Source organism: Yersinia vastinensis, assembly GCF_902726565.1.
Taxonomy (GTDB): domain Bacteria; phylum Pseudomonadota; class Gammaproteobacteria; order Enterobacterales; family Enterobacteriaceae; genus Yersinia; species Yersinia vastinensis.
The window spans coordinates 312,926-326,854 of sequence record NZ_CACVAF010000006.1 but is presented as its reverse complement, the minus strand read 5'-3'; the positions used below and the strand labels follow the sequence as shown (position 1 = coordinate 326,854).

The window sequence follows — 13,929 nt, the reverse complement described above, 5'->3', positions numbered from 1 at the left end:
GAAATATTCTTAAAAATTGCAGCTTTATCATCTAACTACAGCAAGATGACTGTTTTGAATAGCCACACCACTGATAAACCCTTGTTTTATTGTGGTTAAATGTTATTGCTGTTAAAAACCTGCCCATCAAATAATACTTGAGCACCGATGTTCACCATCGGTGCTGGCAAAGAACCCAACCCGACTCAGGCTGGGTTAGGAATATCAATAAAGATAACGTCAAATTGATGCTGGCTCGCGAGCCATTCTCCCAGCGCTTTGATACCATAGCGCTCAGTCGCATGATGCCCTGCCGCATAAAAATTCACACCCATCTCACGAGCAATATGAATTGTCTGCTCAGAAACTTCACCAGTAATGAATGCATCAACACCAAATTCAGCAGCTTGCTGAATAAATCCTTGCCCACCGCCACTGCACCAGGCGATGCGACGAATACTCACAGGCGCATGGTCACCGCAATGCAGTACCGAGCGGCCCAGCAATGCTTCCAGTTTTTCACGCAAAATGACGGCGTTTATCGGGGTATCAAACTCACCATAAGGCAAGAGAGATTCAATTTCTCCTAACACCCGAATGTCGAGTAATTTAGCCAACTGCGCGTTATTGCCTAATTCGGGGTGAGCATCAAGTGGCAAATGGTAGCCATACAGATTAATGTCATTAGTCAGCAATGTTTTCAGTCGGTTACGCTTCATTCCTCGAACCACTACCGGTTCGTTTTTCCAAAAATAACCGTGATGCACCACAATAGCATCAGCCTGTTGCTCGACAGCCGCATCAAGCAATGCCTGACTGGCGGTCACACCCGTGACAATACGGCGAACCTCTTCGCGCCCCTCTACCTGTAAACCATTGGGTGCGTAATCCTGAAAAGCCGCGATGTCCAGCTTAGTATTAATGAGGGTTTCCAGTTCCGTGTTACGCATTTCTATTTGTCTCGTCAGTTATCAATACAGATGAAAAGGATAAATTCAAAAATATCAGTCTACGTGATACAAGCTCAGAATTTCTGGCTATCGCCCTGTTCCATAATAATAAAATTAATGCCCATATCATTGCCTTGTGCTAACTCGGCAGCAATGGTTTTACGCACATCTTTCCCCTGTTGGAATGAGGGCTTGATATGGCTAATCACCACTGACAAACCTTTTAATGGCTCTCCTTCGCCGCTATATGTAGCCAATTTTTTTAGCTCTTTGAGCAAAAATTGCGGTGTCATATGCCCGTATAACTTACTGTCTGGCGCTTCATTGGGATAGGAGACCTCAATGATCATCCCTTTCAATTGCTGCTGTTTAACCTTTTCCGCCAGTTTACGCCACACCGTATCCAGATTTTTCGACTTTTCTATCTCATCCGGGCCAGTGTCACCAAAATAGGCAAAAGTGGCGTTATTACTGCTGATAAGCAACATCGAAGAGGGTGACTTATCGTGGCTTAAGGGGTACATCTCACCGGTTAAGCGGGTCAACCCCAAACTCAGCGGCTGGGCTGGCCGCACCAATTGCAGCCGATAAGTGCCTAAACGGGTGCCACTGCCGCTATCAGTAAAATTGGGCCAGACACGCCAGTTAAAATAGTAATTTCGCAGCACATCAATAGTATCTACCGAGGCATAAATGGTTTTTTTACTGTCTTCTGGCGAACCAATAATCAGGCCGGAAACATGGTCAAGATGAGCATGGCTGATGAAATAGCTGTTAATACGTTGGCGAAAAATATATCCCTGCCGGGTCAATGGGGCTGCAACTTCATCCGTGATATCAGGAAAATTGCCTTTCTCCAGTGCCTTGGCGATTCCCGGCAGTACCGAACCGGCATCCAGTGCCAAATAGAGCGGCTGGCTATCATCACGAATGAGATATGACGTCAGATTGCCGTCACTGACACCGCCCTCCACGCCAAGAGCGATAACTTCAAAACCGGCAAAGGCCAGTGAGCTGTACAGGCTAAAAGAGAAAACCAACCCGACAGTGAATAGCCTATTGCGGCGTTGGTTGCGGCAAAATTTGCTGACATTTGATGTCGTTTGCGTCGAAGAATATGTCAAAAACATGAAGGCTCCTTGTGGTTAGGGATCCTTGCGGTCATCCCGCTTTGCGGCGTCAAATGCCGCGAGTGTCGCCAATCTGGCTGCTTTATGGTCCACCAGCGGTGTCGGGTAATCCAACTGTTGCTGTTGCCGCTGCGCCCAACGCCATGGCTGATGGATATCACTGTCTGGTACCGCCGCCAATTCAGGCAGCCAGCGACGAATAAAAACGCCGTCAGTATCAAAACGCTCTCCCTGCGTGGTGGGATTAAAAATACGAAAATAGGGCGCGGCATCTGTACCGGTTGATGCAGCCCATTGCCAGCCACCATTATTCGCGGCCAAATCACCGTCCAATAATTGCGACATAAAATAGCGCTCGCCTTGTCGCCAGTCGATCAATAAGTCTTTGACCAGAAAACTGGCGCTAATCATTCGTAACCGGTTATGCATCCAGCCAGTTTCATTTAACTGTCGCATTGCTGCATCAACAATAGGATAACCGGTTCGCCCCTGTTGCCAGGCAATTAATTGCTGTTCAGAGTGATTCCATACTACGGCATCAGTCCAATCAATAAAGGGACGGTGCTGGCATAACCGCGGATAAGCAACCAGTAAATGACGATAAAACTCACGCCAGATCAGTTCACTAAGCCAGATAAAAGCACCGCTGTCGGCATTCTCTAATACCTCTGGGCATTCTGCTCTCAGACGGTTAACACATTGGCGGGGCGAAAGTATTCCCAATGCCAAATAAGGTGACAGACTACTGGTTCCCGCGACCGAGGGGAGATCACGTTGCTGTTGATAATCCTGCACCTGCTCACGGCAGAAAGTCCGCAAGCGCTGAAGCGCGGCCTCTTCACCCACCGGAAAAAGCTGGTGGTCAACAGATTGCTGTGGGTAATCAAACGGAGTCAGTGACTGCGGCACTATTTCCATTGAGGTATTGCGGGCTTTGGGAGCTGGCACACTGCGACAATCACTCATCATCAGGCGTTGAATAAACGCCCGACGAAACGGGGTAAATACTTTGTACATTTCATTATTGCCCGTCAGAACGCTCCCAGGCGGCAATAGCACACTGTCATGGAACGAATGGCAAAGAGCATCCCGACGATGAAGCCGAGCTGTTAGTGCTTCATCGCGTCGCCGTTCATTCAATTCATACTGTTGATTATAAAACAGGGCATCAACCTGATGTTGCTGACAAAAATCATCCAGCCAGGCAATGGAATCTTGAAAATCATCGCACTGATGATAGTGGAGCGGTATCGCCCGTGCGGCGAGTGCTGTGTGTAACTGTTGCAAATTTTGTAGCAGAAACGCGGCTTGCCGTGGCGACATATCATGCGCCGCCCATTGTGCTGGCGTAGCAATAAACAGTGCAATCACCGTCGCGTGTGGATCCTGGCAAGCCGCATGCAGCGCCAAATTATCCGTTAGGCGCAAATCAGTGCGAAACCAGACCAAATGCGTTGCCATGTTTTATCCCTGCGCTGAATAAAAAGTAAAATAGTGCTGCCCGGCCAGATAATCATTAGGGAACTCCACCATATAAGCCGTTATTTGGCCAATAGGTGCGCTTAACGGCACCTCCCCTAACCGATATTTTTCAATCAATTGCGCCAAAGCTTGGCGCTGGTCAGAAGTGAGATAAGGCCGGAAATAACCTTGCACATGCATCAATACATTGGTGTGGTTAGCAGCGGTGGGCTGATGAGATAACAGCTGAATCAGACGTTGACGATACTCAGTGGCAAACTCGGCTAATGAAGGCCATTTATCCAGCTCTGCCACAAAAGGCCCAATCTCGCGATATTCAGGCTGTGAATGTGCCAAGAGCACGAGTTTATAGCGGCTATGAAACTCCATCAACTTGCCACGGGTGATACCGCTGGCAATTAATTGATCAAGTTCGTGTAAAGCATAAAGATGTTCAGTACTGTTAACTTGCTTATTTGTTATCGACATGCGCCAGCCCCAAATGTAAAAACCATGAGATTAATCATAACAATCTTATCGCTGCGGGGCGTAATAGATACCAATAAAAATGCCACTCAGTGATTATCTGAACGGCATTTTTATCTCAATATCTGAGGTTAAATAAAGAAGAATATCTTACGCAGTGAGGACATTACCCCAAGCTGCTGCGATATTATTACGCAAGCTCGTATCTATCTGCTGCATAAAGTCGCTACTACTCTCAGTGATATCATGCTTGCTCATCATATCCACAAGGCTATCCAGTGCTCCATCTTGCAGAATCGTCTTCGACGTTGAACCCTCAATACTCACAACTATATTTGCCCGCTCGCCGGCAAAATAATCTGAGAAAGTCACTGAGCCAATATTTTCAAACTCACTCTGTTCAGTCGTTATTCCGATCCGGCGATCAACCAGAACAATAAGGTCATTATCGCTGCGTTGGAACCAGATATCTTGCCAATTAATATCTTTAAATAGAATATCATCACCACCACTGGCATCGCTCACAGTACAGTCAATAACAGCTTCAGTAATCACAAAACAATCGTTGCCAATGCCACCACTAAAGAGGTTTTTGTAACCCCCTAAGTCAAGTGTATCATTACCTTCCCCAGCCTCTATCTTGCTGAATTTGGAAATCGAATTAGCGATAAGTTTATCATCGCCTGTACCACCGTAGATAATAGATGAATAGCCCAGCAGGATGATATTATCGTTACCACTATCACCATAGACTGTATTCTGGTTGCCAAATACTCGGCTACTATCATCCCCCGAACCTAATTCAACCACATTATTATTGCCAATGATGACCACATAATCTTGTTCAGAGCCGCTAGAGAGTCGGTTAAAATTACCAGCAACCACGGCATAATCCTGCCCAGAACCGGTATCAATACCCCCCGTTTCTCCGAAGATAAAGGCCTGATCATTGCCCTCACCGAGGTAAGCAGTATTAACTCGTCCAGCAAGCACGGCAATATCATCACCGACACCGCCAAACATAGTATTTTCTCGGCCCATTAGTACACCGACATCATTACCTTTACCGCCGGTAAATATGTTAGAAATACCCATGCCATAGAAAACATCATCACCATGACCTCCCCAGAAATTATTGTTATCACCCAAATAAGCAGCTAAATCACGCCCGTGGCCACCAAAAGTGAAATTATAATTCCCTAACGAGACATGGATATCTCCATCATCGATTAAATGACCACTATTTTGTAAAAATTCAAATAACTTCTGCTCCATATTAAGCAGATCTTTAGCCATATTTTCTTTAATATCGTCAACCATACCTTCTAATTCTGTTTGCCGATCTTTATTAAACATAACAGCAAATAAATTAGGAATATTCAGTGAGTTAAAGCCAAATGCTTGATCATTTTCAGGTACCGGCGGATTGGTATAAATATCGGCGACAGAATCATGATCAGTTTCGTCAGGCGCTTTATCCTGTAAACCATGCCTCTGAGCAAACGAGGTAATAGCACTGCTACCCATATTCAGATTAGCTTCTATACCATCTAGTAACTTTTCTGGATTACTAATTACCTTCAGTTTTTCGCCACCAAACTCAGCAACGACTTCCAACATTTCCTTAAGTACAGCGTCTTGATCAATCTCCTGACCATCACGAGAAATAATTCGGCCAAACTCGTCATAATCCACACCAAAAATATCACCCAATGTGGTATCAGCATTAACACCCGCCAAGCGATTAATCAGCTTATTCCTCATTTGCCTTGGTAAGTCGTCAAGCTTATAGGTCATGGTAGTTTTCACCCTACCTGATGAGGTATATTCTTGAGTGCTTAAACTAAATAGTGAGCCAACATTAATATCCATAATAGATTGAACGTTATCACCAAAAACAAAATTCCAGTTGCTGTTGGTCGCAATAATATCAGCACCTTCTCCGGCGACAGCTATATTAAAAACAGCCTTATTATGCAGGTCTTTCAACTGACTTGACTTCGTTGAAGCTTGCCCCATTGAATTGGATTGTCCGCCACGCGAGTTGCTTAGCCACTGGTTATATTTATCATTTAGCGTACTTTCAATATCAGTTGTGAAACCACGTCCGCTGCGTAAAGTCTGTGAGTCCAAATTTATTAGTGTGTCATAATCTACGCTGCTGTTAGCATCTAGCCCCGAGAAGTCTGATAGGTATTTTTTTGCTCCAGACAATGTCCATTGTTGGTCTTGAGTAGCCAGCCAATCTTCACCTTCACCATCCTGCGCAATAGTAACTAATATTTCGCTCATCCGCGCTGCATGATCAAACGGGTTAACTAATGGTGGGCTAATAATCGATTTATCAGCCATAAAAATAACATCGTTACTGTGACCATAATTAAACGCAACATTCCGGCTACCAACAAATACTTGGACGCCTTCAAAGGCTTGATAGCCACCAATATCAACACTGTGTTTACTCATACCACTACCGATATGAATCATGACGTTATTATCGCCAAAGGTTAAGGTCTTGAATCCACCCTCTCCCACTTTTATGCCTAGATTAGAGGTTCCCCAATTAATAGAAGTAAACTCATCATCGCCAACTTGAATACTTATATTTCCACCATAACTGAACTCTTGTTTTGAGTTATCCGTGGTAGCTGATTCTGTAGTTGTCGATGTCCTTCTGTCAGTTGGCCTGATATATCTCTCAGTATTACGGTCTATAGCCCCCTGTACCGTGCTGTCATCTGATGTAGCACCAACTCTGTGAATATCTATTGTAGACCGCGCAATATTATTTCGTACATCGTCATTAATATGTTCAATGTTACCTTGCTCATTCCAGTGTAATACAATTTTATCTTCGCTGATTTTATGCCTTTGATTACCCTGCTCATCCAATGTAATTTTACGGCCTTGGTCATCAACTAATACACGAGCACGCCTTGCGGAAATATCGGCACGGATGCCTTCTTTACCGACTGCTCGCATAAATGCCTTAGCAAAACCTTGCTGTTTATTCTCTCCCGTCAACCGACAGCCAACCAGACTGATATATTGTGGGGTACTTTTTATTCCATAAACACTATCAAGATCACCACGCAGCCGTTTAATATTTTTTGCCAATTCATTTGGAGAGTGGTTAGCAAATGTCTGATTCCCCTTGCCCTCATCGTTTTTATCGCGTCCATGGCCGACTAATTGCCAACGGATGTCCCCCTTTAACAAACCAGGATCACCGGATATAACTTGATAATGACCTTGTTGATCAAGTTTGACATGCACAGAATTAGAATGCTTCGCGGCTAAATTAACAGCAGCTTCGTGGACAGCAGTATTCTCTTCAAGTTGGACAATAACTTGTCCGTCATAACGAGTTTTACCATCCCCATTAGCAGAGTGAATAGTTTTTCTCTCCTTCTGCTTTACTTTGACAGGATCGTAATTCTCATCGCCTAATACTCTTGAATGAGGCGACTTAACAATAAATACTTCCGCAGAAGTGTTAATATTGATGAAACGAATTGTATCGTCACCTACCAACATTTTAACGTTAGCACCATCCGATACTTTATTCAGATGATCAGCATGCGGCATTAGTTTTTTAATGGATGAATTAAACTCCATAGCATCTATTTGTACCGATGTTGATTTTTTATTTTTCTCATCAAAAACTTCAACAGTAAATGAAGTTACTTTTTCATCACCTTTATTATTGGTTTCTGCTTTATAGTCAGTAATCTTTCCTTTCATTTTCTTACCTAGGGAAAACTCAATACCCTCTGACTTTAATCTATCTAATAAGTAGGCTTGTTCATTACTACGGAAAATATCCCATTTTCCTCTAACAGACTGCATATCTTTATCTGAAATAAATAAATTATAATTAACCTCAAAGTCATCCTCTAACCTATTGTAGCTATTCCTGTTTTTCGTAAAACCATCCATAAACTTTCTAAAGTCATTATAATTGTCAAACGAAACCCCTCCATAATTTGGCTCAAAAAAAGACCACTGATACCCGCTGCCTTTTTTAATAATTGTTATATTCATAGCATGATTGGTAGAATCAAATTCCACGAAAGTATTCTCACCTGGGCTCCTCAATTGTGCCATCAAAGTAGTATAATTTTCTTGTTCAGGATAAGGATTTTTAAATTTTTCGGCACGGTTAATACCATTACGTTTCAGCTCACCATAATAATTATCTAACCCTCTCGCTTTCTCATCTTCCGCATACCCTGTAAGAATATTAATGATGTCTGAAGGCGTTTCTATATCAGTACTTACATAGTTTTTTCTTAAACTATCGAAAGTCGTTTTGGTGAAAGCATTTTTTACCTTCAATTTACTTTCAATATTATTAATAATATTGAAAACGGAATCATCATCATATACTTTTCTAGATAAAGCCATTTCATTTCTAATTTTAATAAGATCACATGCAAAGATATCGGCACGATTGTAAACTGATTGACTATTTTGAATATTTAAAATACTGATCATTTCACTTTCAAACTGTTGACGATAGTAATTTGACATAATACTTTTTTGAATTTTATCTATATTGCTAGTTTTTCCTATATTAGCACTGTACCCATTAGCCACATCCTGCAACCAACTTATATAAGCTTTACCCCCGCCAACACCATAATTACGCTCAGCCATCATATATTTTGCTGACAAAGCAAAGCAGACGCCCAAATTAAAATTGAAAGAATTTGTAATTTCGTTAGGTGTAACATGTTTTTTCGCTAATTTATAATTTTTATACCATGCCTTTCTTATTATTTTTAATGTTTGAGAAAACTCGAAAGAGAGACTTTTATCATCTTTACCATGAGTATATTTATGCATACCGATTTCTAAATATTTAGATGATAACCTCCCATATTTCGTATGCTTATACGTCGATGGTTCAGGAATATCCATAGTATCTTTAAAGCCTGGAACAACAGCTTGATTGATAGCATCTTTACCTGAATTAACGATATCTGGGGCTGGATTTCTGTTTATTTCTTTAGTTATGCTGCCATCAGCTTTGGCTAATATTATTTTTTCGGGTGTATTTCCGCTATCGGTGATTGACTCATCAGAGACCTCTGCAGCATTGGTTGTATAAGCCACTTGACCTACACGACGACCACTGCCTTCTGCTACCTTTCTATCTGTGGGCCGATCCCCCTCCTCTTGCTGTACCCCTTTTGCATTATTCTTTGCTGTATTCGCTTTATTTTCAGCATCATCCACTGCTCTTCTGGCACCGTTTTGCATTGCATTTGCTTTATTTTCTGCCGCACTTGCTGACTGCATGGCGCTTTTTTTTTGCCCTTCAGCCTCTGCTGTTCTTTCTGTTGCTACTGAAACTCGGGTACGCTCTTCTGCCTTGGCCTGCTCTGCATTCTTTCTTCCCTCCACGACAGCAGATTCAGATTTTGCCAATGCTTGATCTACCTGCGATTTATATTTTTCACTATCAGTGTTGATTTGTGTTAATTTTTCATCTGCGGTTACTGTTGCCTGAGAAACCCGCCTATCGACATCAGATAAAATACCCTGAGCAAATGGATTACGAACTGAAGAACCCGCATCCCCATTGACCGAATTGATGATATTACTTTCTGAAAGTTTACTAAGTGCCAGGCTTGCCAATTGATGTTGGCTAACTAACTCTTCAGCCTCCTGATTAACCTGCTGTTGGTACTCCGCACCAATATTAGCTAAAGCGGACTCATCGGTAGAGGCTAATTGATTTTGGACGTGCTGGCTGCTTTGGTGATGCTTTTCTTTTTCTTGCCTTAATTTTTCACCATCATTCTCTGCCCCGGTTTTATCATTTTCTATCGCTACTTTATTACTATTTAGGGCAGCACTATTATCCTCATACAGTCTTCCGTTAGCAGCATCGTGGAGATTGCCTGATGTATCTTCCAGTGCCCTTTCTGCATTTTGTTTTGCGCTATCAATATCTGGTTTATTTATTGTTGATAATTGTCTGCTGCTCGCCTGAAAATCATGTGATGTCTCCGGCGATTTATAATCATCAATTAAACCCTTACTATCCAGTTCGAAACCAGCAAGATCGTTTGTCGGTTCTGATATTTTATAGCCTCCACGGCCATTTTTGAAGCCGGAAGTATGGCTCTCATTTCCATTGACTAAATAATTAATAGCCTGAGAACCGGCACGCCCCATGGCATGTTGTTTAATATTGTTAAATAGACTTGCTAATTTATTACTTTGAGTATTACTCGAGGCAACAGATAAATTATAAAAATCACCATCACCTACTTTTATAACAACATTAGTTCTACCGTAATTCGCCGCAATAGAAAGACCGTTGCCAACGTGAATATTAGCATTAGCCTTTCCTTTCATTACTCCTACATTCAGGCCATCCCCTACCTTAGTATTCACATTGAGTTTACCCCACATCACACTGACAGAGGTTCCATCGCCAACTTTAGTATTTACATTGTTTTTCCCATAAATCGCGGTCACATTTAAGCCATCACCAATATCTGTAATCACATTCAGATCAGCTTTAGCTAATGTCACCTTGGTACCATCACCGACATGAGTTGATATATTTCTATCAGCCCACAAAACATTATAAGAATCGCCCTCGCCAACTTTAGTAATAACATTATTTTTAGCTTTTGCTAAAACCACAGTCTGCCCATCACCAACCGAGGTAATAATATTATTCTCTGCCCATGCGGCGGTATAGCTATCCAACTTACCGCCATCAGTTTCAGAAATTAAATTAATTAAATTATGCTTAGCTTTAACTACGGTAAACTCTTTACCTTGCCCTACTCGCGTAATAACATTATATTTACCATTAATGAAATTATATCTGTCACCATTACCTATATGGGTGATAATATTCGAATCCCCCCAGGCAATATTAACCCCATCACCATGACCAACTTTTGTAACAATATTGAGTTTACCCTTGACTATTCCCACCGTCAGACCATCACCGACATGCGTCATGATGTTGCCTTTATCTGATATGAGTAACCCGACAGCAATATCATCCCCTACTTTAGTCAATACATTGCCCTTACCATGCAGTACAGCTACAGACATCCCTTTACCTACATGGGTAACAATATTACCTTCAGCTTTAGCTAAAACCCCCGTAAAGCCATCACCTACTTTCGTAATAATATTACCTTTAGCTATTGAAATAGCACCGGTGGAACCATCTCCCACATGAGTCATGATATTAGCTTTACCGAACATAATAGCCACAGCGGTACCATCCCCCACTTTGGTCATTACATTTAATTTACCGGCAAAAATCCCTACACCAACCTCTTTTGTGCCCGGCCGGTTAATTTGAGAATAAACATTTACATTACCGGCCATCAAAGCCACGGTTAAACCAGAGCCCACTTTGGTAAAGATATTCGCTTTACCCGCCATTAAGGCGAATGTTTCACCATCACCAATATGGGTCATAATATTGGCCATACTGACCATGGCGGCTATGGTTGTTCCATCTCCTACCTTGGTAAAAATATTACCGCCTTTCGCCAACATAAGAGCGATAGTTTGACCATCACCTACTTGAGTTAATATATTCCCTTTGGCCACCATTAATGCCAAAACATCGCCATCACCGACTTTAGTGAAGATATTTCCAATACCCCCCATCAATGCATAAGTGTCGCCGATGCCAATGTGGCTCATCATATTACCTGCAGCTAGCATGGCTCCAATCGTTGTGCCATTGCCGACCTTAGTATAAATATTACCCGCCCCAACTATCACGCCCAAGGTTTGGCTCTCTTGAGTATTAACATGGGTTAATATATTACCCAATCCAAACATAAAGGCATTAGTATCACCATTGCCGACTTTAGTTAAAATATTGCCGCCACCCAGCATGATGGCATCTGTTTTACCTGAACCAATTTGTGTTAATAAATTAATTCCACCGCCTAGAATAGCCTGTACATCTCCGTTGCCTTTTTGGGTCACCACATTTGCTGCTGCTACCGCAATAACACTGAGATTAGAGTGATGTTCATCATCCCCCATATGCGTAATAATATTACCCAGCCCCAAGGCAATTATTGTTGCATCACCACTGTTAATGTTAGTTACCACATTACCGCCGCCCCCCACTATCGAGAAGATAGATCCCTCTCCTTTCTTCGTCATGACATTAAGGCCACCCGCAGCAATCCAGAATGCCTTACCGGAGCCAATTTGCGTGTGTGTATTAAGCCCACCGAACATTAAAATGCGGCTGTCACCCTCCCCCATCTGAACCGAGATATTACCTAGTGCAATTAATTTTGCATGGTATTGACCATCACCAATTCTAACCAGTACATTAACTGCACCACCGGCGGTAACATCCATTTTCCCGTGATCGCTTTTATGCACGATAACATTTGCTAACCCTGCACCATCAAATGTTAAATCGCCTTGCTTACCACTTTTTACAATAATATTAGCAGCACCAATACCCTTAAAATCTGTATCTCCTTCCCCGGCACGGTGGGTAATGACATTCGCAATACCACCACCGCTAAATTTCACATCACCTTTATCCACATCGGAATTTATGACGTTAGCTACACCACCTCCAACAAATGAAATATTTTTGTTACTGTCATTTAATTGTTCTTTGGTGAAATTAAGTATTGTCTTATTATTTCTTACATTCCCATTAATAATTTCTTTTCTTTTATCAATCTTCATTTCATTGTCAATAGTATAAGATAGACTAACATCTAGACCATTAGAGCCATCAGAATATATAGTTAATTGTTTATAATATTGCTTAACATGGCTATCAATACCATTACCCAACACATATTCCATATCAATTTTTTCTTCTAATGGAAGATTTTCTTCAGGTACTGTAAACATATCCATTTCGTAAGAATAATAAAAACTCCCGCGACTCATACTACCAATAGCTTGCATATGTAACTTTATTCTTCCAAGAATACTGACAGTACCTTTACTAGTAAACTGATAGTAATATATATTTGGTTGACTCTCTGAACGATATAATTTTACAATTTCATTAAAATCAATAAATTTTAAAGCTGAGAGTTTAATATTGTCATCATTATTGACTGCTAATTTATAACCACTATCATCCACAAAATCCGCTATTTCTCCAGTGTGAACTTTTATTGGCTTACTGTACATAGGGATATTATGTATTTCGCGAACAGAATATTCTATACTATCAATTGAATAGCCACCTCTATATGTCTTGGGGACACGACTAATTCGACCGAGGGATCTAGCCTTAAAAGAACTATCAGCCTTAATTAAATTAAACTTAATATCTCCCGTTGTTTCATCCATAAATAAATTAAATCTTAACCTTAAGTATTTAACTCTTTCTCCATACTTATTCCTCACTATATATTCATAAGCCTCGTTCTGATTTTTAGTTTGCTTTGCAATTACCGTTTCCCCACTATTATTATCTTTTACTCTGATATCCCCCAGAGTGATATCATCCAGTTTTAATTTTCGTATATTGGATGAACCGGTAGCTCTCCGTGTTATTTGGTTATAACCACCAACTCCGGCAAAGTCTATACTGCCATCATTACCCGAATGCTCTATAATATTAGCGATTGCACCACCTCGGTATTTTAGATTTCCACCTTCCTGCTTTCTGATATTAAATGCACCAGCGGCACCTGATATGCTTAAATCCCCCGAGGTATCCTGTACTTCCAGATAAGCAGCCCCACCTTCCACCTTATCATCCCCACTGCCCGTATAAACTATTGCCGCAACAGAACCAACAGTGATTTCATCATCACCACCACGGGCGTAAATTTCACCCCCAAACCCAATGGCAGTAATTTCTTCACTACTGTCATCGCCATTATATTTACCCGTAAAAAAATATTCTGCACTACGTGATGCATTCTTACCCATAA

5 protein-coding genes are annotated in these 13,929 nt (G+C 41.6%); all 5 read right to left on the bottom strand.

The genetic code is table 11. The features are described from left to right. Positions 1-185: 185 nt before the first annotated feature. The 5 genes from HUZ92_RS11665 to rtxA all read right to left on the bottom strand — a co-directional run bounded on the left by HUZ92_RS11665 (position 186) and on the right by rtxA (position 13,927). Complete coding sequence (locus tag HUZ92_RS11665) at positions 186-929, bottom strand: type 2 GTP cyclohydrolase I (RefSeq protein WP_050098888.1); 744 nt, start codon at positions 927-929, stop codon at positions 186-188. 74 nt (positions 930-1,003) lie between these two features. Then, the gene (locus HUZ92_RS11660) at positions 1,004-2,059 is read right to left on the bottom strand and encodes an MBL fold metallo-hydrolase (protein WP_174846826.1); all 1,056 of its coding nucleotides are present in this window, start codon (positions 2,057-2,059) and stop codon (positions 1,004-1,006) included. A gap of 15 nt (positions 2,060-2,074) precedes the next feature. After that, a complete protein-coding gene (gene phrB / locus HUZ92_RS11655) occupies positions 2,075-3,520 on the bottom strand; it encodes a deoxyribodipyrimidine photo-lyase (RefSeq protein ID WP_145579608.1) in 1,446 nt (481 codons plus the stop codon). A gap of 3 nt (positions 3,521-3,523) precedes the next feature. Beyond that, entirely contained in the window at positions 3,524-4,009 is a 486-nt protein-coding gene (locus tag HUZ92_RS11650) for a YbgA family protein (protein WP_050098891.1), read from the bottom strand. A gap of 147 nt (positions 4,010-4,156) precedes the next feature. Beyond that, the gene (rtxA, locus tag HUZ92_RS11645; protein ID WP_145579607.1) at positions 4,157-13,927 is read right to left on the bottom strand and encodes an MARTX multifunctional-autoprocessing repeats-in-toxin holotoxin RtxA; all 9,771 of its coding nucleotides are present in this window, start codon (positions 13,925-13,927) and stop codon (positions 4,157-4,159) included. Positions 13,928-13,929 lie beyond the last annotated feature (2 nt).